20 protein-coding genes are annotated in these 21,025 nt (G+C 71.1%); 9 read left to right on the top strand and 11 right to left on the bottom strand.

The genetic code is table 11. From position 1 onward, the window contains the following. Window positions 1–252 precede the first annotated feature (252 nt). The 3 genes from Aut01nite_RS41005 (at window position 253) to Aut01nite_RS41015 (ending at window position 4,384) form a co-directional block, all read left to right on the top strand. Window positions 253–1,260 (top strand): sugar phosphate isomerase/epimerase family protein, encoded by a 1,008-nt coding sequence (locus tag Aut01nite_RS41005; RefSeq protein ID WP_043529727.1) that lies wholly within the window; start codon window positions 253–255, stop codon window positions 1,258–1,260. 174 nt (window positions 1,261–1,434) lie between these two features. Continuing rightward, window positions 1,435–2,328: a sugar phosphate isomerase/epimerase family protein gene (locus Aut01nite_RS41010; protein ID WP_236643008.1), complete on the top strand. Its 894-nt coding sequence runs from the start codon at window positions 1,435–1,437 to the stop codon at window positions 2,326–2,328. Window position 2,329: 1 nt separating this feature from the next. Beyond that, the gene (locus Aut01nite_RS41015; RefSeq protein ID WP_043529723.1) at window positions 2,330–4,384 is read left to right on the top strand and encodes a PQQ-dependent sugar dehydrogenase; all 2,055 of its coding nucleotides are present in this window, start codon (window positions 2,330–2,332) and stop codon (window positions 4,382–4,384) included. A gap of 172 nt (window positions 4,385–4,556) precedes the next feature. On the opposite strand, the gene Aut01nite_RS41020 is transcribed toward Aut01nite_RS41015, so the two are convergent. Both Aut01nite_RS41020 and Aut01nite_RS41025 read right to left on the bottom strand, forming a co-directional pair. After that, on the bottom strand, window positions 4,557–5,195 hold the full coding sequence (locus Aut01nite_RS41020; protein ID WP_236643007.1) for a DsbA family oxidoreductase: 639 nt from the start codon (window positions 5,193–5,195) through the stop codon (window positions 4,557–4,559). Further along, window positions 5,192–5,329, bottom strand: a complete 138-nt coding sequence (locus tag Aut01nite_RS41025) for a hypothetical protein (protein ID WP_161790714.1) — start codon at window positions 5,327–5,329, stop codon at window positions 5,192–5,194. Before Aut01nite_RS41025 ends, Aut01nite_RS41020 begins: the two co-directional genes overlap by 4 nt. Before the next feature lie 96 nt (window positions 5,330–5,425). Here Aut01nite_RS41025 and Aut01nite_RS41030 point away from each other — a divergent pair, with 96 nt between their 5' ends. Continuing rightward, window positions 5,426–6,040: a TetR/AcrR family transcriptional regulator gene (locus Aut01nite_RS41030; protein WP_043529722.1), complete on the top strand. Its 615-nt coding sequence runs from the start codon at window positions 5,426–5,428 to the stop codon at window positions 6,038–6,040. 22 nt (window positions 6,041–6,062) lie between these two features. Next, entirely contained in the window at window positions 6,063–6,395 is a 333-nt protein-coding gene (locus Aut01nite_RS41035) for a hypothetical protein (RefSeq protein WP_043529719.1), read from the top strand. 12 nt (window positions 6,396–6,407) lie between these two features. Here the strand turns inward: Aut01nite_RS41035 and Aut01nite_RS41040 are convergent, their stop codons facing one another. Then, complete coding sequence (locus Aut01nite_RS41040; RefSeq protein ID WP_043529763.1) at window positions 6,408–7,931, bottom strand: class I SAM-dependent methyltransferase; 1,524 nt, start codon at window positions 7,929–7,931, stop codon at window positions 6,408–6,410. Window positions 7,932–7,943: 12 nt separating this feature from the next. Here Aut01nite_RS41040 and Aut01nite_RS41045 point away from each other — a divergent pair, with 12 nt between their 5' ends. After that, complete coding sequence (locus Aut01nite_RS41045; RefSeq protein ID WP_043529717.1) at window positions 7,944–9,170, top strand: lycopene cyclase family protein; 1,227 nt, start codon at window positions 7,944–7,946, stop codon at window positions 9,168–9,170. On the opposite strand, the gene Aut01nite_RS41050 is transcribed toward Aut01nite_RS41045, so the two are convergent. From Aut01nite_RS41050 to Aut01nite_RS41075, 6 genes are all read right to left on the bottom strand, one after another. Beyond that, window positions 9,148–9,852, bottom strand: a complete 705-nt coding sequence (locus Aut01nite_RS41050) for a class F sortase (protein ID WP_043529715.1) — start codon at window positions 9,850–9,852, stop codon at window positions 9,148–9,150. The genes Aut01nite_RS41045 and Aut01nite_RS41050 overlap by 23 nt on opposite strands. Further along, entirely contained in the window at window positions 9,849–10,661 is an 813-nt protein-coding gene (locus tag Aut01nite_RS41055) for a DUF4397 domain-containing protein (protein ID WP_043529712.1), read from the bottom strand. Before Aut01nite_RS41055 ends, Aut01nite_RS41050 begins: the two co-directional genes overlap by 4 nt. Before the next feature lie 365 nt (window positions 10,662–11,026). Continuing rightward, window positions 11,027–12,871, bottom strand: coding sequence for a glycogen debranching N-terminal domain-containing protein (locus Aut01nite_RS41060; RefSeq protein WP_052164266.1), 1,845 nt, complete (start codon window positions 12,869–12,871; stop codon window positions 11,027–11,029). Continuing rightward, complete coding sequence (locus tag Aut01nite_RS41065) at window positions 12,868–14,415, bottom strand: MGH1-like glycoside hydrolase domain-containing protein (protein WP_152628958.1); 1,548 nt, start codon at window positions 14,413–14,415, stop codon at window positions 12,868–12,870. Before Aut01nite_RS41065 ends, Aut01nite_RS41060 begins: the two co-directional genes overlap by 4 nt. Continuing rightward, a complete protein-coding gene (locus Aut01nite_RS41070; protein ID WP_043529710.1) occupies window positions 14,412–15,230 on the bottom strand; it encodes a sugar phosphate isomerase/epimerase family protein in 819 nt (272 codons plus the stop codon). The genes Aut01nite_RS41065 and Aut01nite_RS41070 overlap by 4 nt, the downstream gene beginning before the upstream one ends. Window positions 15,231–15,310: 80 nt before the next feature. Then, window positions 15,311–16,360, bottom strand: a complete 1,050-nt coding sequence (locus Aut01nite_RS41075; protein WP_043529708.1) for a zinc-dependent alcohol dehydrogenase — start codon at window positions 16,358–16,360, stop codon at window positions 15,311–15,313. A 272-nt stretch (window positions 16,361–16,632) separates the two neighbouring features. Between Aut01nite_RS41075 and Aut01nite_RS41080 the strand changes: the two genes are divergently transcribed. Both Aut01nite_RS41080 and Aut01nite_RS41085 read left to right on the top strand, forming a co-directional pair. After that, the gene (locus tag Aut01nite_RS41080; RefSeq protein WP_201775593.1) at window positions 16,633–17,844 is read left to right on the top strand and encodes an ROK family transcriptional regulator; all 1,212 of its coding nucleotides are present in this window, start codon (window positions 16,633–16,635) and stop codon (window positions 17,842–17,844) included. A 24-nt stretch (window positions 17,845–17,868) separates the two neighbouring features. After that, on the top strand, window positions 17,869–18,738 hold the full coding sequence (locus Aut01nite_RS41085; RefSeq protein ID WP_052164264.1) for a Gfo/Idh/MocA family protein: 870 nt from the start codon (window positions 17,869–17,871) through the stop codon (window positions 18,736–18,738). A 177-nt stretch (window positions 18,739–18,915) separates the two neighbouring features. Here the strand turns inward: Aut01nite_RS41085 and Aut01nite_RS41090 are convergent, their stop codons facing one another. Then, complete coding sequence (locus Aut01nite_RS41090; RefSeq protein ID WP_083999650.1) at window positions 18,916–19,422, bottom strand: Imm21 family immunity protein; 507 nt, start codon at window positions 19,420–19,422, stop codon at window positions 18,916–18,918. A gap of 706 nt (window positions 19,423–20,128) precedes the next feature. Between Aut01nite_RS41090 and Aut01nite_RS41095 the strand changes: the two genes are divergently transcribed. Further along, entirely contained in the window at window positions 20,129–20,512 is a 384-nt protein-coding gene (locus Aut01nite_RS41095; RefSeq protein ID WP_043529703.1) for a hypothetical protein, read from the top strand. Between the two features lie 27 nt (window positions 20,513–20,539). Here the strand turns inward: Aut01nite_RS41095 and Aut01nite_RS41100 are convergent, their stop codons facing one another. Further along, complete coding sequence (locus Aut01nite_RS41100) at window positions 20,540–20,779, bottom strand: hypothetical protein (protein WP_043529701.1); 240 nt, start codon at window positions 20,777–20,779, stop codon at window positions 20,540–20,542. Between the last annotated feature and the right edge of the window lie 246 nt (window positions 20,780–21,025).

A 21,025-nucleotide genomic window follows, 5' to 3' on the forward strand; every position in this document is an offset into this window, starting at 1 on the left:
CCGGGTTGCGGCCTAGAGTGGACCCGACGAACGCGGACGCGAACGGCGTCCGGGTGGGAGGCGCAAACCCACCCGGCACCACCTCACCGCTGCCACGCCGCCGCGTCGTCATGCCGGGCGGTCCCTCGCGCCGCCCACCGCGTCACGAGTGTGTCGAGTGCCCGAGACCGACACCCTCGCGCCGCTCCGCCGCTCGCCGCGGCACCGGAATCCCGCGTCACGTCCGGGAACATCTGCGAGGAAGTTGAGAACATGTCGCGACCGATCACGCTCTTCACCGGCCAGTGGGCCGACCTGCCGTTCGACGAGGTGTGCCGGCTCGCCTCGGGCTGGGGCTACGACGGCCTGGAGATCGCCTGCTGGGGCGACCACTTCGAGGTCGACAAGGCGCTCAGCGACGACGGCTACATCGACCGCAAGCGCGAGATCCTGGCCAAACACAACCTGAAGGTGTACGCGATCTCCAACCACCTGGTCGGCCAGGCGGTCTGCGACCATCCGATCGACGAACGGCACCAGGACATCCTGCCCGCGCGGATCTGGGGCGACGGCGAACCGGAAGGGGTGCGCCGCCGGGCCGCCGAGGAGATCAAGGACACCGCCCGGGCCGCGGCGAGACTCGGGGTGCGTACCGTCGTCGGTTTCACCGGGTCGTCGATCTGGCACACCCTGGCCATGTTCCCGCCGGTTCCACCGTCGATGATCGAACGGGGGTACGCCGATTTCGCCGACCGCTGGAATCCCATTCTGGACGTCTTCGACGAGGTCGGCGTCCGGTTCGCCCACGAGGTGCATCCGAGCGAGATCGCGTACGACTACTGGACCACCCGCCGGGCCCTCGAGGCGATCGGTCATCGTGCCGCTTTCGGCCTCAACTGGGATCCGTCTCATTTCGTCTGGCAGGACCTCGATCCGGTCAATTTCATCCTCGACTTCGCGGACCGGATCTATCACGTCGACTGCAAGGATGCGAAGGTCCGCACGACCGACGGCAGGCGGGGGCGGCTCAGCTCCCATCTGCCGTGGGCGGACCTGCGTCGGGGCTGGGACTTCGTCTCCACCGGGCACGGTGACGTGCCCTGGGAGGACTGCTTCCGGGCGCTGAACGCGATCGGCTACGACGGGCCGATCTCGATCGAATGGGAGGACGCCGGAATGGACCGCCTGGTCGGTGCCCCGGAGGCTCTTCAATTCGTTCGCAGACTGGCTTTCGATGCTCCTTCGGCGGCATTCGACGCCGCTTTCTCCACCAATCAGTAAAACGCCTTTCCGGGCCGGGTGTTCCGCACCCGGCCCAGCGGCATGCCATTTTGCCGGCGGCCACGAAAACGGCTGCCTAGTGATAAGTGTGAATGTTGTATAGCGTCATGGGCATCCGTGTTCACTGCCGAAACCGGAGGCGGATCCATGCACGAATCATCGACCCGACCGTCCTTGAGCCGCCGCAATCTGCTCGGCGCCGCCGCGGCGGGAGCCGCCGCCGTCGGCGCGCCCGCTCTGGCCTCGCCCGCCGCGGCCGGCGGCAGCAACCCGCACCGGGTGCCCCGCGACCAGATCAGCGTGCAGCTCTACACGCTGCGCACCCAGCTCGCCGTCGACCTCGAGGGCAGCCTCGCCGAACTCGCCGAGATCGGCTACACCCGCGTCGAGCACGCCGGGTTCGTCGGCCGGACCGCCGCCCAGTTCCGCGCCGCCCTCGACAACGCCGGCCTGCGGGCCACCTCGGGGCACGCGAGCATCCCACAGCCGTGGAATGCCGAGACCTGGAAGCGCGCCCTCGAGGACGCGGCGATCGTCGGCAACAGGTTCATCGTCCACCCGTACTTCGGCACCGGCCCGAACGGGCCGATCCGCGAGGGGGCGGTCTACCGGGCCTTCGCCGCCGACTTGAACAAGGCCGGCGAGCTGGCCCGCCGGGCCGGGCTCAGCTTCGGCTACCACAACCACCACAACGAGTTCCTGCGCCAGGACGGCGGCGACCGCACCGGCTTCGACATCCTCACCGGGGAGACCGACCCGCGCCTGGTGCACCTCGAGGTGGACCTGTACTGGGCGTGGCGCGGCGCCGCCGACCCCGTCGACCTGATCGAGCGCAACCGCCGCCGGATCCGGCAGGTGCACGTCAAGGACATGGCGGTGAGCAGTAGTTTCGCCGACCCCGGCGACGGCCTGATCGACTTCAAGCGGATCTTCCGCCGTGCCCCGGAGGCCGGCCTCATCGAGTACATCGTGGAACGTGACGACGCCGGCAGCCCGCCGCGCACCCCGGAGCAGGCGCTCGACACCGCCCGCGTGGGATACCAGTATCTGACCGGGCTGAGGTACTGACATGCGACGACTGCTGACCGCCGCCTCCCTCGCCACCGCCCTGGTCGTGACCATGAGCAGCCCGGTCCAGGCCGCCGCGCCACCGGACTCCGACTTCCAGAAGGTCACCCTCGACGACTACCCGGGCGAGCCGATGGCCCTGGCCGTCCTGCCCGACAACCGGGTCCTGCACACCGCCCGCAAGGGCCAGGTCCGCATCCACGAGCCCCGGACCGGCCGCAACGTCCTCGCCGCCACGATCCCGGTCTACCTGCACGACGAGGAGGGCGTGCAGGGCATCGCGGTCGACCCCGATTTCAAGCGCAACAACTGGGTGTACGTCTACTACTCCCCGGTCCTGAACACCCCGGCCGACGACCCGGCCACCCCGGCGGTCAACGAGGGCAACGCGCCGGAGACCGGCACCGCCGCCGACTTCGCGCCGTTCAAGGGCCACCTGCAACTGTCCCGGTTCAAGCTGCGCGGCAACACCCTGGACCTGCGCAGCGAGCAGAGGATCCTCCAGGTCCCGGTGGACCGGGGCATCTGCTGCCACGTCGGCGGGAAGATCGATTTCGACCGGCAGGGCAACCTGTACCTGTCCACCGGCGACGACACCAACCCGTTCGCCTCCACCGGGTACGTCCCGATCGACGAGCGCCCGAACCGCAACCCGGCGTTCGACGCCCAGCGCAGCTCCGCCAACACCAACGACCTGCGCGGCAAACTCCTGCGGATCACGGTACGGCCGAACGGCACCTACACGATCCCGCGCGGGAACCTCTTCCGGCCGGGTACGGCCAAGACCCGTCCCGAGATCTACGCGATGGGCCTGCGCAACCCGTTCCGGTTCGACGTCGACGAGCGGACCGGCGTCATCTACCTGGCCGACTACTCACCCGACGCCCGGCAGCCGAACCCGCAACGCGGACCGGCCGGGCACGGGCGCTGGATGGCCATCGACAAGCCCGCGAACTACGGGTGGCCGTACTGTGTGGCGCCCGACATGCCGTACGTCGACTACGACTTCGCCACCGGGACCTCCGGGCAGCCGTTCGACTGCGCGCGGCCGGTCAACGAGTCACCCAACAACACCGGACTGCGGACCCTCCCGCCGGTCGAGAAGGCCGAAGTCGTCTACACGTACGGGCCCAGCGCCCAGTTCCCGGAACTCGGCATCGGCGACATCGGCCCGATGGGCGGACCGGCGTATCGGTACGACCGGCGCAACCGCTCACCGTTCGCCTGGCCGGCCGACTTCGACGGCAAGCCGCTGTTCTACGAGTGGACCCGCGACTACGTCAAGGCGTTCACCCTGGACCGCCGACACCAGGTGACCGCGATCGAGCCGGTGCTGCCGTCGATCGTCTTCGACAACCCGATGGACCTGGAGTTCGGGCCGGACGGCGCGCTCTACGTCCTGGAATACGGCGACGGCTTCTTCGCCGAGAACCCGGAGGCGCAGCTGGCCCGGATCGACTACGCGCCGGACAACAAGAGCCCGATCGTCAAGATCAGTGCTTCGCCGACGGTCGGCTCGGCGCCGTTCACGGTGAACTTCTCCAGCGCCGGCACCGTCGACCCGGACGGTGACGCGATCCGGTACGCGTGGGACTTCGACGCCGACGGCGACGTGGACTCGCGGGCGGCGAACCCGTCGTACACGTACACGGCCAACGGCGACTACCGGGCCACCCTGAAGGTCACCGACGCCACCGGCCGGTCCGCGTCCGCCGAGTTCCTGCTGCACGTCGGCCCGGTCGCGCCCACGGTCACGTTCGTGACGCCGACCGCGGATCAGCCGTTCGAGTTCGGCGACACCGTCACCTTCGAGGTCGCGGTGGTCGACGATCAGCCGGTGAACTGCGCCAACGTCCAGGTGTCGTACATCCTGGGCCACAACGAGCACGGCCACCCGCTGTCCACGACGGCGGGCTGCACCGGCTCGATCACCACGTTCGTCGACCCCGGCCACGCCGGGGCGGACAACCTGACCGCCGTCTTCGTCGCCGAGTACACCGACGCCGACGGCCAGTCCGGCTCCGCAGAGGTCGTCCTCACCCCCGAGGAGGAATGATCCGGCCGGCCGGACAGCGAGCGGCCGGGCCCGCTGGGCCCGGCCGCCGTCCGTCCCCTCAGCCCAACGGGCGACCCTTGATCGGCGGTGCCTCTCCGATGATCGGCCGCGCACCTCGCCGCGCGGTCCACAGAGGTGAGCCGTGCGGAGGAATCTCCCGGTCTTCCCAGACTCACACCACCTTGCGCAGGGCGCTCAGGATGGTCTCCGGCGCCTGGGCGCCGGACAGGCCGTACTGCTGGTTGATCACGAAGAACGGGACGCCGTTGACGCCGATCCGGCGGGCGTCGCGGATGTCGGCGTCCACCTCGGCGGCGTACTTCGTGCCGCGCAGCATCTCCGCGGTCTCCTCGGCGGGCACGCCGACCTCGGCGCCCAGCCGGACGAGGGTGTCCGGGTCGTCGACGATCTCGGCGTCGCACAGGTGCGCCTTCAGCAGCCGCTCGTGCATCTCGGTGCCGAGGCCGTGCCCGGCGGCCAGGTGGGCCAGCCGGTGCGCGTCCCGGGTGTTCACCGAGACCGCCCGGTCCAGGTCGTAGCTGAGTCCTTCGGCCCGGGCCAGGTCGGTGACCTGAGCGGTCATCGCCCGCACCTGCGCGGCCGGCGCGCCGACCTTCTTGGCGAGCATCTGCTGCACCGGCTCGCGATGCCCGGCCGGGATGGTCGGGTCGAGCTGGAAGCTGTGCCAGCGCACGGACACGCGGCCGGTGTGCTCGAACGTCGACAGGGCCGTCTCCAGCCGCCGCTTGCCGATGTAGCACCACGGGCAGACGACGTCGGACCACACGTCGATGCGGATGTCGGTGGTCACAGGCAGACTCCGTCGGTGCAGGTCGGCGCGTCTTCCGCGCCGATGAGAATCAGCGGGGGTACGGGTTGAGCGGGCTCCGCATCGGGCGTGGCCGGTTCCGGCTGCTCCGTGGGGTCCTCGATCACCTCAGGCATGATGGAACGGTAGCAGCCAAGTTGACCGCAGGGTCAACTTGCCGCCCGCCGGAAGGCTGCGACCATGATCACCGGACCTCGACGGGAAGGGCGGGAATGCGGGCCGACGCCCAGCGCAACGCGACGAAGCTGCGCGAAGCCGCCGCCGAGCTGTTCGGCGAACGCGGCCTCCAGGTGCCGCTCAAGGAGATCGCCCGCCGGGCCGGCGTCAGCCACGGCACCCTCTACAACCTGTTCGGCAGCCGCGAGGCGCTGATCGACGAGGTGGTCGCCGACCTCGCCGCCGCCCGCCTCGACGAGGCCGCCCGCACCGCCCTGGCCTGCGACGATCCGTGGTCGGGCTTCGCCGGTTATGTGTACCGGGTGTGCGAGCTGCAGGCCGTCGACCCGGCGCTCGGCGACGTGCTGACCCGCCGGTTCCCGGACGCCAGCCGGTTGATGGGCGTCTGCGACCGCACGTTCGCCGCCGCGGCCGCCGTCATCGAGCGCGCCCAGCGGGCCGGTGTGCTGCGTCCCGACTTCACCGGCGAGGACCTGGTCCTGTTCCTCGCCGCGCAGGCCCCGATCGCCCGCGCCAGCGCCGGCTCCGGCGTCTGGAAGCGGGCCGTCGCGTTCCTGCTCGACGGCCTGCGCCCGGCCACGGCCCACCCGCTGCCCGCCCCACCGCCCACCACCGGGCAGATGACCCGGATCCTGACCGGCGGCCCGTGAGATCCCCGTCTATGGTTCGGCCATGACGAACACGCCGGCGCCGGGGCCGCGCACCTCCGGGCCGATCATCGTCGTCGCGCTGACCGCGGGCTGGCTGGTGGGCACCGCCTGCCTCGGGTTCCTGTGGCTGATGGCGCTGTCGGCGGCCCTCGACGACGGCAGCAGCGGCTCCGGCGTCTTCGGGCGCCTCTTCACGCCGCTGTCCGTGGTGGCCCCGGCGTTCTTCGTCTTCGCCCCGCTCGGGATCGCCGCGGTCGCCCGGTCCCGTGGCCTACCGCGTACCGCGATCGTCTATCTGGTGCTGTCCGCCGTCCTCCTCGGCGCCGTCGCCGTGCAGCTGATCGCCGAGTGGTGACCCCGGCCCGGGTCAGCTGTTGTGCGGGCGGCGGGCCACCACCAGCAGGTGAGTGGTCGGCCAGTCCAGCGCGGCGCCGTCGGCGCCGGTGAGCGAGGCGACCGGGGCGATCCGGTTGTCGACGATCCAGTCGTTGCGGATCGGCGCCGACGCCGGGTCCAGCTCGAAACCCACCTCGGCCAGCAGGTCCGCCCACTCGGCGAAGGACAGGCCGCAGAACTGCTCCTTCGTCTCCGACAGCCAGTTGTCGACGTAGTCCTTGCGGGTCAGGAAGTCCATCGCCGCCCCCAGTTCCAGCCGCACCGCGCCGTCGCCCAGATCCTCGAAAGCGAACGGGAACGCGAAATCGGCCGCGAACTGGTCCAGGCGGGCCCGGGTGGACAGGCTCGCCACGTACCGCCGGATCTCACCGGAGTCGAGACCGGCCAGATCGTGCCGCGGGCCGGCGGGGTTCTCGCCGTCGCCGGCCTCGAGCCGCAGAATTACCTCGCGGCGGCGGTCGTCGGGACCGCACACGTCACTGTTGATCCACACCCCGCCGGGCGCGGTGTGGTCGAAGATCCGCCGGGCGAACTGCAGCAGGGACTCGCGCCGGCTGCCGTACGACCAGATCTCGTGCGTCAGCGCGAACGTGAGCGTGGTGTCCACCGACCGGTCCGCGAAGATCGCGCCACCGAGGACGTTGCGCTGGTAGAAGTACACGTTCGCGTTACGGAAGACGCCCTGGGCCTTCTTGTGCACACACTCGGAGAACAGGTGCCGGGCCACCTCGACGCCGATCAGGTCGCTCTCGTGCAGGCCCGGCTCCCGGTCGGCCAGTTCCAGGACCGCGCCGGCGCCGCAGCCGATGTCCACGATCCGGCCCGGCCGCACATGCCGGCGGACCGCCTGCCACTTGCGGTCGGCGGCGTCGGCGAACGCCTCCACGTACGTCCGGTAGTCGCGGGTCGCGGTCAGGCCGCCCTCGTCACCGACCAGGGGATCGTTGACCACGGTCCGGACCGTGTCGGCCAGCCGGTACCGCTCGAACACGTCGATGGTCGCCGGGTGGGCCAGCTTGCGCCACGACTCGTCACCGGCGGCCAGCCGCAGCAGCACGTCCCACGGCCGTTCCGGCACGGTACGCAACAGCGGATCCGCCTCGGCCTGCGCGATCGGGAAGCCGATCCGCTCGTACAGCTTCGCCACCTCGGGCGTCGAACACGCCACCACGGTGTCGGCCGGGGTCAGATCGATCCCGGTGGCGACGGCGATGCTCTTCAGGGTGACCTCGGCGAACGCGTCGGTGGGCGCGGCGTCGAACACCGGCACCACCAGCGACCGCAGCCCGCTGAGCAGGCTGAACCGCTCGATCGCGGCCTCCCGGCGGTGGTACGGCACCGGATTGCGCCGGGTGTTGTCATGGTTCGCCGACGTCACTGCCCACACGATCGTGGCCCCGCTGCCGGCGGCCAGCCCGTGCAGGTAATCCGCCTGGAAACGGGTCAGCAGATGGTGACGCCCGGGAAACAGCACGTAGCGTGGCGAGTTCGGCATGGTGATCACCCCATGGTTGAGCGGTCCCGGATCATATCGCCCGGGCCCCGGTGGCAAGCTTGCCCGGTGATCGACGTGGACCTGGCCCTGGTCGGAGGTGGCGGCGCCGCCTCGCTGGTGCTCGCCGCCCTGGCCCCTTCCGGTGTACGGGTGGCGGTCGTCGACCCCGTGCACAAGCGCGGCCAGGACCGGACGTGGGCGTTCTGGGGTACCCCCGGCACCTTTCTGGATCCGCTGCTCAGCGCCGCGTGGGACGCCGTCGACGTGATCACCGCCGAAGGCCGCCGCACCCTGCCGCTGCACCCGCTGCGCTACGCGATGCTGCGCTCGGCCCCCCTCTACGACCTGGCGGCGTCCGCTGCGCAGCGGCTCGGCGCGGTCCGGATCACCGCCGCCGCGGGGACCCTCGACGACGACGGCACGCGGGTCGTCGTCGCCGGCCCGGACGGGGAACCGCTGGTCCGGGCCGCGTGGGTGCTCGACTCTCGGCCGCGGAAGCCGGACCGGCCGGGCCGCACCGCGTGGCTGCAGCACTTCCGGGGCTGGTGGCTGGAGTCGGAGCGGCCGGTCTTCGAGGCGGGACGGGCGGTGCTGATGGACTTCCGTACCCCGCAGCCGTCCCGGGGTGTGTCCTTCGGCTACGTGCTGCCGGTCAGCGACCGGTTCGCGCTCGTCGAGTACACCGAGTTCTCCCCGGCCGTGCTCACCGGCGACGCCTACGACACCGCGCTGCGCGGCTACGCCCGGCTGCTCGGCCTCGACCTCGCCACGCTGCGGGTACGCGAGGTGGAGGACGGCGTCATCCCGATGACCGACGGCGTCTTCGACCCCCGCCCGTCGCCGCGCGTGGTGCGCCTCGGCACCGCCGGGGGAGCGACCCGCCCGTCCACCGGTTTCACGTTCACCGCGATGGTGCGGCAGGCCGACCGGATCGCCCGCGAGGTCGCCGCCGGCCGGCCGCCGCTGCCCGGGCCGCCCTACCCGCCCCGGCACCGCTGGATGGACGCGGTCCAGTTGCGTGCTCTGGACCGCGGGCTGGTCGACGGCGTCGCCTTCTTCGACCGCCTCTTCGACCGCAACCCACCGGAGCGGGTGCTGCGTTTCCTCGACGGCACCACGACGCTGGCCGAGGACCTGACCCTGATGTCCACCAGCCCGCTGCTGCCGATGATGCGGGCCGCCACCGGCGACGCCCTGGCCAGGGCGGCCGGTCGTGTCAGCCGCGCACGGTGGCGGTGACGACGACGTTGTCGCGGTAGTGGCGGGTCTTCGGGTCGAACGGGCCGCCGCAGGTGATCAGAGTGAGCCGGGGCGCGCCGTCGCGGGCGAAGTAGTCGTCCAGCGGGATCGCCGACTTGGCGTACCGTTTCCGGGCCGCGACCGTGAACTCCCGGACCTTGCCGCCGGGACCGGTCAGGGTCACCACGTCACCGGCTTTCAGAGTGCCGAGCCGGAAGAACGCGCCCTTGCCCTCGGCGGCGCTGTCCACATGACCGGCCACCACGATCGAGCCGGCGGGAGAGGAGAAGCCGGGACCGTACCGGTACCAGCCGACCCGGCTGACGCTCGGCGGGACGGCGAAGTCGCCGGTCGCCGCGTCGATGCCGACCGCGTCGACCGCCACGTCCAGGTCCAGCGCCGGAATCCGCAGCCGCGCGGGCGGCGTCTCGGTGGCGGCCCTGGCGGGCAGCGTGCCGTCCCGCACCGGAACACCGGCCGGGGCCGCGGTGGCCGTGGTCGCGGCCGGGGCGGGAACCGGGGAGGTGGAGACGGACGCCACGGACGGGCCGAAGTCGTCCGGCGGCTGCGAGCGGCAGGCCACCACCCCGGACCCGGTGGCCAGGGCGACGCCGAGCGAGGTGACGAGCAGGGCACGCCCCGGCAGACGCCGGGACGTGCCACCGTGCGACGGCGTGCTCATCGACGCCGCGAGGCCAGCCGGGTGAGGCCGAACATCGCCAGCAGGATGCCGACCGCGCCGGCCCCGTACCAGGCGATCGGGGTGCCCTGGTCGGCGAAGCCGCCGTTGCCGCTGGGGACGCCGCCCGGCGCCGAGTGCAGGCCGTCGATCGTCTGCGCCACGATGTCGAGCGTCTTGCCCTCGGCCGAGCCGACCGCGTACACGATGGTCGCCGTGCCTTCCTTCAGGTCCAGGTCGGCCGGGCCGAGCACCCGGGTCTGCGTGCCGGCCAGCACCACGTCGGCGGACACACTGCCGGCGTCCACGTCGGCCTTGCCCTCCTTCGGGTTGGTGACCCCCTCGAAGACCGGCTGGCCACCGGCCCGCACGTCCACCGCCGGCGCCGCCGCGGTGTGCCGCACGATCAGCCGGGCCTTCCCGGCGGCGAGCTTGCCGGTGTCGTTGGCGAACGGGGTGAGCACCGGCTTGCCGTCGGCGCTGAGGTGCGCCACCAGGCTCAGGTTCGCGCCGCCCGGCACCTCGGCGTCGTTGACGGTCAGCAGGGCGCTGCCGATCGGGTCGCCGGGCTTGGTGAGCACGATGTCGTACTGCCCGGCCGGCAGGTCCAGCGGCCCCGCCACCTTGCCGGGCTGGAAGTCGGGAATGGTCTTCTCCCCGTTGACGTAGACGTCCACCGCCTGGCCGGGAATGCCGTGGACGACGGAGACCTTGGAATCGGCCTCGGCGAACGCCGGCGTGGCGGCGGCGCCGAGGCCGATCAGCGTGACAGCGCCGACCACGGCCGCGCGGTGCAGGTGCAGAGTGCGCATCGGGATCTCCCAGGAATGGATCGTCGGTGTTGCGTACGCCCGTTCCTTCGCTCCCACTCCCGCGGATGGATGCGCCGCACCGAGAAAATCTCCACGACGCGGACGCCCCCTCTGGAGATCTTGGGCGATCGACCACCGGAATCGATGGTGAATCGTCCAAGATCGCGACGGTGAGAACGCTGCCGATGACCAACAGCCGTTCGCCGTCGAGGCGCCACGATAACGGCGTACGCCAAACGAGGCCGGTCTCGCGGCGGTATGGCGACCGGCCGCCTGTTCGCTGACCGGCAGGAGCGGGCGGTTCCCGGCGACGACGCCGGGGATCCGCATCCTCCCCGGCCGGAACACGACCTGACCGGGGCTGGTCACAGATCGAGCAGGAGCAGGGGAGCGGCGGCGGCCCAGGCCTGCGGGGAGCAGGAATGCGGGTACGGGACCGGGCCGTGCCCCGGTTCGCGGGTCAGGCCGGTCATCACCTCGGGCAGGCGGCCGCCGGTGTGCGAGGCGGCGGCGATCAGGCCGTCGGCGATGATCTCCGCCTCGGTACGGTGCCCGGTGGCGGCGAGGGCGGCGACCGTGATCGCCGTGTCGTGCGGCCACACGCCGCCGCGGTGGTAGGACAGCGGATGGTACGGGGCCTGACCGGCGGCGAGGGTGCGTACGCCCCAGCCGGAGAAGAAGTCGTCGCCGGCCAGCCGGGCGGCCACCACCGCGGCCCAGTCGTCGTCGAGCAGGCCGCACCACAGCACGTGACCGGCGTTGGAGGCGGCCGCGTCGACGGCGGCGCCGGACGCGTCGAGGGCGAGCGCGACGAAACCGTCCGGCAGGCGGAAGTCGGTGGCGAACCGGTCCCGCAGGCCGGTCGCGGTGGCGCTGAGGGTCACCGACCAGGCGGGGTCGTCCCACACGCGGGCGGCGAGGCGGGCGGTGCCGAGCAGGGCGCGGTAGGCGTACCCCTGCGCCTCGGCGACCGCGATCGGGCCGGTGGCCGGCCTGCCGTCGGCGAAGACGATCGAGTCGGCGGAGTCCTTCCAGCAGTGGTGCACGAGGCCGGGCAGGTCGGTGCGGTACCGCAGATAGCCGCCGGACAGGCCGCCGGGTCCGAGCATCCACCCGACGGCGGCGCGGGCGGCCGGCGCGAGCCGCCGGATGAGGTCGTCGTCGCCGGTGACGTGGTGGTAGTCGGCGAGCAGCATGAGAAACAGCGGGGTCGCGTCGACCGACCCGTAGTAGCGGGCGTACGGCACCTCGCCCAGCGTCGCGAGTTCCCCGCGCCGGGTCTCGTGAATGATCTTGCCGGGTTCCTCCACCCGCGAGTTGTCGACCATGCGGCCCTGGGTGGCGGCCAGCGCCCGCAACGTCCCGGCCGCCAGCTCCGGCCGATGACGCAGCGCGAACAGCGAGGCCAGCAGACTGTCCCGGCCGAACACGGTGAGGAACCAGGGCGCTCCGGCGGCCGGCATGACCGCATCGGGCACATCCGGCACCGGCATGCTCAGCGCGTCGAGATCGGCGAGACCCTGATGGACGCACCTCGCGAGGTCACCACGGACCACCACGGGGAGCGGCCCGGCGATGTCGGGCTCCGCGCGCCCCTCCGGCACCGCCGACACGGTGATCTCCACCGTCACCGTGCCCCGCGGCGGCACCACCACCGCCCAGGTGACGTGACACGCCCCGGCCGGCTGAGCGGGCGCACCGTCGTCCGTGACCGCGACGACAGCGGCGGCCGGAGCGGTGTCGATCACCGTGGTGCGGGCGAAACCCCTTCGGGTGTACGAGTAGGTCAGCCGCCCGCCGCCCGCCTCGTACCCGCGGAGCGCGTCCGGCTTGCCGAACACCCGGGCCGACCGCAACTCGAACTGATCGGCGAAGTCGGCCGCCACCTCGAAACCCACCTCGACCGTCTGTCCGGCCCCGGCGAGATCGGTCAGCTCCAGGGTCTCGATCAGACGGCCGGGCCGCACCCGCCGGCGACGGACCAGCGTGTACGGCGGATCGGTGTGCCGCTCCGCCTGCGGCACGTACACCGCGGAGGTGGCGTCGGCGCGCAGCGCCCGCAATGCCGGGGCGGACACCCGCAACACCAGGCGGGACAGGTGCCGGCAGTCGTCGACGAAGAAGCCGTCCGTACCGTCGCCGGTGACGTCACCGCCGGGCGCCGCTGTCAGCAGGCAGGTGGTGCCCGCCACCACCGAGAACCCGCTCACGTACCGGGCGCCACATCGGGAGTGCCGGTCCCGGGGCGGGCGGGGGCGGTTGCGGTGCTCTCCGGCTGGTCGTCACGGCTGACTCCGGGCCGTCGAGACAGCCGTGACGACCAGCCGGACGAGATCCGCCGTGATCCGGACAGGCCGGCCGCGCCGAGCGAGGTCGGACCGGTGCCGGGCGGCGTGCGGAGCAGGTCGAGGACCAGGGCGGCGGTCCAGCTGAAGTCGTCGGTGCCGTGACCGATTCCGGTCAGCGGGTCGAAGTACTCGCGGAAGCCGGACCGGCGCACCCGGTCCAGCAGGCGGCGGCGCAGGCTGTCGGCGAGTTCCGCGGAGCCGTGCAGGTGCAGCCCGTACCAGAGAAGCCAGCCGGTGTTGATCCATCCCGGGCCACGCCAGTACTTGACCGGGTCGTGATCGACGGCGATCAGATCATAGGACGGCGGCGGGCAGGCCTCGGCCAGGCGGAAACGGTCGCCGAGTGCCGTCTCGATCAGCGCGCCGGCGACCGGCAGATCAGGGACGATCAACGGCAGCAGACCACCGATGGAGTACGTTCGCAGCAGCGCGCCCGTGTGTGCGTCGCGGGGGAAGAAGGTGCCGCTGCCCCGGTCGTACAACACATCGGTCAGGTCCTGGGTCAACCGCTCCGCCGACGAACGGTGTGGCGCGGGATCGGCCCCGACCTCCGCGGCGATCGCGGCGAGCGCGTGTTCGCCCGCGGCGAGCAGCGCGTTGCACAGCGGATCCTCCACCGCGAAACCGTGCCCGGAGAGGGAGTCGGCGTAACCGGCGTCGCGGTAGTCGCGGGCCAGCCGCACGTAGCGGCCGTAATCGGTATCGGTCGGCCGTTCCGAGGCGGCCGCATGGTCGAGGTCCCGGCGGGTGAACTCGCCGGTCGGCACCGGTGTCACCCGGGCCAGCGGGAGGTCCCAGGCGGGACTGTTGTCCAGACCGGACTCCCAGGGGTGCACGATCGACACGAGTCCGTTTCCGGTCAGGTCCCGGCGGGTCGTCAGGTAGCGGTGCCAGGCGACCAGGCGCGGATAGATCCGGGGCAGGAAGCCGCGGGCCCGGGCCGCCGCCGGGTCGGCCCGGAACGTCAGCCAGGCGGCGAGCGCGTGCGCGGGTGGCTGAACGATTCCGGACGTCGGGGTGCCCTGGGAGTCGGCCTGCCAGAACGCCGGGCCGGGAAAGTACGCGTCCGCGGGCACGTGCGGGTCGAACACGATGTGCGGCACCCGGCCGTCCGGCCACTGCGCGCCGAACAGCGACTCCAGTTCCCGCTGCGCCCGGATCGGCGACAGGTGCCGCAGCCCGATCGCGACGAACGCCGAGTCCCAGCTCCACTGGTGTGGGTAGAGCCGGGCCGCGGGCACGGTGGCGTGCCCCCGCCAGTTCGTGAGGAGCACCCGCCGGGCGGCACGATCCAGCTCGGCATCCGCACCGCGTCCCGTATGGGAGAGAGCGGCAGTGGGGAGTGCGGCGGTGGTGGGAGTGAACGGGGGCGCGGTGAGCGGGGACCGCCTGGTGGAGGTCGTCATGCGGGGACGCAGACGTCGTTGCGGCGCAGGAAACCGGGGATCGAGGCGACGGCCGTGGCGGGTTCGCCGCGCAGGCGGCATTCGACCGCGAGCCAGCCGTCGTAGCCGATCGCGTCGAGGGTGCTCAGCAGCGCCGCCCAGTCCAGGTGGCCGGCGCCCGGCTGGAACCGGTTGGAATCGCTGACCTGCACATGACCGAGGTGGGCCGCGGCGGCGACCAGCGCCGATGTCGGCTCGTCCTCCTCGATGTTCATGTGGTATGTGTCGGCGAGGATCCGCAGGGACGGCAGCCCGACCGCGTCGATCAGTTCGGCCGCCTGGTCGAGCCGGTTGACCATGTGGTCCTCGTACCGGTTGAGGGGTTCGAGGGCGAGGATCGCGCCCTCCCGCGCCGCGTGCTCACCGAGTTCGGCGAGACCTTCGAGGAGCACGACCCGATCCTCCTCCTCGCTGCGCGGCGGCTCGAACGGCGGCAGCCTGCGCGAGAACATCCCCCACGACGCGGGCGTGCAGGCCACCGCGCCCGGCCCGCCCACCTCGGCGATCACCGACAGTTGCGACTTCAACTGGTCGATCGCGTCACGCCGCAGCTTCGGATCGAAAGCGCCGAAGAAGTGCGCCATGTCGACACACACCGACGGCATCACCACACCCTCCCGCGCGGCCTGCCGCAGCTCCGGCAGCCGGTCCCGGAACGCGTGGTCGCCCTTGGCCCGCAACTCGATGCCGTCGAACCCGGCGTCGTGGGCGAACGCGTCCTTCTCCTGCAGGGTCCGCCCCGGCAGCAGCTGTTCCTGACACGCAATCTTGATCATCGAGTTCCTTCCATGGAGACCGCTGCGGAGGAGATCAGGGGTGTATCGGAGACGGTTCCGGGCGCATCCGCAATGAGCCGTCACGGAAAGGTCAGCACCACCTGAAGGGCCTCGTGGGGGCTCTGGTCCAGCATGCGGTAGGCGTCGGCCGCGTCGCTGACCGGGACGACGTGACTGACCAGGCCGGCCGGGTCGATCTGGTGGTCGGCGGCGAGCCGCAGGAACGTCTGGTTGAGCCGGAACTGGTCCCAGCGCCCGGCGACCGCCGCGGGCACGCCGCCGATCTGGGAGCAGATCAGGTTGACCCGGTTGTGGTGGAACTCGTCGCCGAGTGACAGCCCGGCGCCGTCGCCCTGGTAGAAGCCGGCCGCCACGACCCGCGCGCCGACGGCGGCCGAGCGGATCGCCTCGTGCAGTGCCGGGTACGAGCCGCTGATCTCGATCGCCACGTCGGCGCCACGGCCGTCGGTGAGCTTACGGATCTGCTGGCCGGAGGTGCCGTCCCGGGCGTCCAGCACGGTGTCGGCCCCGTATTCGAGGGCTTTCTGCAGGCGGCCGGGAACCGCGTCGACGGCGACGACCGTACCGCCGGAGAGCCGGACCAGGCGGGTGGCGAGCAGGCCCAGCACACCCTGGCCGAAGACGGCGACGGTCTCGCCGAGGTGGACGTCGGCGGCCAGCACCGCGTTCAGGGCGACCGCGCCGACCCGGGCGAACGTCGCCGCGATCGGGTCGAGACCGACCGGGACGGTGCAGCCGCGCAGCTTCTCGGCCGGCAGGACGGCTTCGGCGCGGTGACCCCAGATGCCCCACACGTTCGCGCCGACCGGCGGGACGGTGGGGTCGCCGGCGAGATCCGGGGCGACCTCGACGACATGGCCGACCTCGGAGTAGCCGAGCCCGGCGACCGGATAGCTGAGCCCGCCGATGCCGTCGGTGAACATCCGCAGGTCGGGATCCCACGCTTTGTTCAGGTAGGGGTTGGAGCCGCGGTAGGCGGTCAGTTCGGTGCCGGCCGAGATGCCGGAGAACGTGGTACACACCCGCACCTGACCGGCGCGCAGCTCGGGAGAGGGCTGATCGATCACCTCGACGTGACGTGGCGCGGTGATCTGCACTGTCTGAGACACTCGGACATTTCATCGCAATAACCGCTGCCGCGCGGCATAACGCGGGAAGTTAGGTTGATCAGCTGGGCGACTTCTGTCGTACTGTCGGGCAATAGTTGCCGCCCCGGCGGGTGAAACGGTCGATGCCGTCGCCGTTCCCGACCCGTCGCGACGACCCACCGATGCCGCGTCGTCGCAGGTCAAACCCGATAGGGTCGCAAATCCACCCCGGGCACCGCGGGGCCGCCGGATGCCTACGCTGAACAGATGAACGTCTCGAGGAGTGGCGGACGGTGCTGACCGCCAGGGACAGGTGGGGGGTCAACCAGAACTCGGCAGGGCACCTGCTGTGGCTGGTGCGCACCGGGCGTGCCCGCACCCGCGGGGAGTTGCAGAGCTACACCGGCCTGTCCCGGTCCACCATCACGCAGCGCCTCGACGTGCTGCGGGCGGCCGGCTACCTGCGGGCGTGCGGCGTCGAGGGCTCCACCGGCGGGCGGCCCGCCGAACTGCTGGAGTTCGACACCGGCCACGGCGTGGTGCTGGTCGCGGACCTGGGCGGCAACCACGCCCGCGCCGCCGTCGTCGACCTCGGTGGCCAGCCGCTGGCCGAGGAACACGAGCCGATCAAGATAGGTACGGGGCCGGAAGCGGTGCTGGGCTGGGTCGACGGGGCCTTCCAGCGGGTGCTGGCCCGCGCCGGATGGGACGCCGGGCAGGTCCGCGGCATCGGCGTCGGCGTCCCCGGCCCGGTCGAGTTCGACTTCGGCATGGTCACCCAGCCGCCGATCATGCCGGGCTGGGACGGCTACCCGATCGCCGAGCGGCTGCGCCGCGCCTGGCAGCGGCCGGTGTACGTGGACAACGACGCCAACCTGATGGCCCTCGGCGAACAGACCGCCAACCACCCCGACTGCCCGGCCCTGGTGCTGGTCAAGGTCGCCACCGGGATCAGCGCCGGAGTGGTCATCGACGGGCAGGTGTACCGCGGCATCGACGGCGGCGCCGGCGACATCGGCCACATCCGGCTGTACGAGCACCGCGAGGCCCGCTGCGAGTGCGGCCTGTACGGCTGCCTGGCGGCGGTCGCCAGCGGACTCGCCCTGGCCCAGCGGCTCACCGCCGCCGGCACCCCGACGTCCTCCGGCGCCGAACTCGTCGAGCGGATCCGCTCCGGGCACGCCGAGGCGGTCCACCTGGCCCGTACCGCCGGGAAACTCGTCGGCGAGGTGCTGTCCACCGTGGTGTGCATGGTCAACCCCGCCGTCCTCATCATCGCCGGGGACCTGGCCGACATCCACTTCGTCACCGGGGTCCGCGAGGTGCTGTACCAGAGCGCGCTGCCCCGGTCGACCCGGCACCTGGAGGTCGGCACGAGCCGCCTCGGCTCGCAGTCGGTGGTGATCGGCGGCCACGCGATGGTGGTCGACCAGGTGTACGCCCCGGCGGCCGTGGACGCCGAACTCGCCCGGATGATGCCTGCCGCGGAACCCGTCACCTGCTGACCCGTACCCCGCAGAATGTCCGGTATGAGGGTTACGCCTGTCGAGGTGGGACTGGTCGGGGCCGGACCGTGGGCGGCGACCATGCACGGCCCGGTGCTCGCCGCCGGCCCGCAGACCCGGCTCGCCGCCGTCTGGGCCCGCCGTCCGGACGCCGCCGCCGAACTCGCCGTACGGCTCGGCACACACGCCGCCGCGTCGTACGAGGAACTGCTCGACCGCTGCGAGGCCGTCGCCTTCGCCGTGCCGCCGGACGTGCAGGCCGCGCTGGCGCCCCGCGCCGCCCGCGCCGGGAAGGCGCTGCTGCTGGAGAAACCGATCGCCCTCGACCTGGACGCCGCGCGGGCCCTGGCCGACGCCGTCGCCGAGTCCGGTGTGGTCACCCAGCTGGTGCTGACCAAGCGCTACCACCCGGCGACCCGCGCCTTCCTGGCCGCGGCCGCCGGCTTCGACGCGACCGGCGCCCAGTCCCGCTACCTGCACGGCGCCTTCCTCGGCGGCGCGGCGGCGACCGGCTGGCGCCTGGCCCGCGGCGCCCTCCACGACCTCGGCCCGCACCTGCTCGACCTGGTCGACGCGGCGCTCGGCCCGATCGACGACCTGCACGCCACCGGGGACAGCCGCCGCTGGATCGAACTGTCCTGCCGGCACCGCGGCGGCGCGGTCAGCCAGCTCTCCCTGTCCGGCGCGGTCGGCCTGCCCGCCTCCCGGGCCGGCATCGAACTGTTCGGCCCCTCCGGCACCCTCGCCCTCGACTTCGCCACCGTCGACCACGCCGAATGCTGGCCGGTGCTGCGCGCCGAGTTCGCCACCGCCGTGCGCTCCGGTGTGCCGCACACCCTCGACGTCCGTCGCGGCCTGCTGCTTCAGGAGCTGCTGAGCCGCATCGGCGGATAGCGGACCGGCCTTTCGGATCAGGTGGGCACGGTCAGCCGGACGATCGGGCGATCCGTCGACGAAAGGCCTGCGGCCCTACGAATGCACGGATCTGCCGATGAGAGGGCGTTATCCGCGCCACGACGATACAAGCGGTACGAGTCTTATGCTGGCACTCAGCATTTTCCTGGCTCTGCGTCATTGCTCGTGCGGAAGCAGCCGTACAACGGTGACCCACGTATGGGGATATTCGTGCAAGGCGGCAAGAATTTTCCAACGACCTGCCTCGATCATCACTGGCACGAGTGTGCCGAACCAAGGCTGGGCGCCGTCTTCCCCAGCGTCCATGAGCACCGCCGGCCCGTCAGTCTCCCAGACTCCGCAGTCGTCCCATTCGGCGGTCGGATCAGCCACGAGTGCGCGAGCCGCGTTGATCAGCGAATCCGCGTTGTGAGCAGCGTTCCAACGAACAAACGCTCGCATCTCCGGCACATAGCAGGTAGTTGCCGGATCATCTCCGAGCACCAGGGCCTGTGCCCCTTCCTGGCCGACCGCGACGACGCCAGCAAAGCCGTCAACGGCGCAAGCTCGTGCAGCGTCATCCTCGTCATCGAGGTCTTCTGGATCGGCGCCGCGCCAGTCACGAAGTGATGTCTCGGGAACGACGACCAACGGGCCGCCGCCCGATTCAACCCAGGGGATCATGCCTCACTATAAGTGCCCGTTATCCGATCGCTACCCGGCGGACCGTGTTACGAACCGTTTAGCTCGGTGACACGTTTCTCGTACCTCGAGTTTGGTCGTGACGGCTTGACTCATCTGCCGCGATCCGGGCGCGCAGCGAGGTATGACACCGCGGTCGAGTACGAGCAGGACGGCCCATCGGCCGACTGAGGGCCGTGGTCAGTCGCGGTTGTCGACGTCCATGACGAGCAGCAGCGAACGGAGCACCCGGTAGGCGGCCTCCCGCTGTTGCCCCGCCCGCGCGTCGTTACGGAACGACACGCTCCGGCCGGTCGGCAGATGGGTGACTCGAACCGACGCCGTGGCCGTGCCGCTCGGCCCATTCGAGGTATCGCCGCAGCACGGTCACGACCAACGTTGTCGCATCCTCGCCGGTTCCGGCGGAACGAACGACGACCACAGCGTCCCGTAGATCGAAGGGCCCGTCGAGGCGCATCCGGATCCGCAGGTCGGCGACGGCGTCGCTCAGCGCGTCGCCTCGACCCGAGCATGTCCGGCGCTCGAAGCGGAGCGATGTTGAGCTCCTCGGGTTCCTTCAACTGCAGGTGGCGGGAGAAGCGTTCGGTATCAGGATCGACTGGAAGCCTCAGAACCCTCAGAATCACCACGTAACTGTGATGCTCAAGGAGGACTTCTTGAAGGCCCAACGGTACGTGCCGGGGGAAAGATGAAAGCGGAGCAACGAGGCGACGACTGCCTGCTGACCCTGAGTAAAGCGGAGTTGATGGTCATCATCAGCGCGCTGGGGGAGCTGCGATCCCTTGTGCCCGACACCGATTTCGAAGACCGTGTCGGCGTGGACCCGGAGCGCTTTCACGAGTTGACAGAAGCGATGGTCGGTATTGCCAGGAAAATACCGGCTCCCGTCACCATGCCGTCTGGTCCCTACACCTTCCCACTGAGGGTGGACCGAGAGGTGTTCCTGGTGATCGGGCGCACTGCTGCGATTCGGGGCACCAGCGCTAACGGCGCACTGCGGCATCTGCTGCACCTCCCACCCTCTGATACGGCGAAGCAGGACACGGCCGATACGACGCGCGACGACACTTGAAGGCACTCTATTGCCGCCGGCAACGTGCTATCGGGGCCGTGGAGCGTCTGGTTCGCCGGCATCCGGTGACCAGTAGAGCGTTGCGGACCACCATGGGCCGTCCTCGGTTATCTCCTGGGCGATCGTCAGGTCAAGGATGTCCATCGGGTCGAGGTCGAGATCCTCGATCTCGTCTGCCATTCGCCTCAGCAGCCTGGGGAGATCGGTGCTGCCGTCGTCACGCGGGTTCGTCAGGCTGAAATGGCGAGACGTCCAGGATTCGGTCATTCGCCGATCTTGGCCTGTAACCCGACCTTCTGGATACTCGGTTAGAACGGTCAAACCTACATGATCAGCATCGAACTCATCTGCCGCCGAACGGGCGCAGACTGGCGAGGAGCCAGTCACGGTGGTCGAGTCTGTGCTGGCTCGACGGCCTGTCATGCCGACGAGAGTGTGGCGGCCAGGACAGTCCCTGCAGTGGATCTCCGATCCGAGGTGCCCGTCTCTGGACAGATCAGCAAGGTCCAGCAG

Origin of the sequence: Actinoplanes utahensis (assembly GCF_016862455.1) — a bacterium.
Lineage (GTDB): Bacteria > Actinomycetota > Actinomycetes > Mycobacteriales > Micromonosporaceae > Actinoplanes > Actinoplanes utahensis.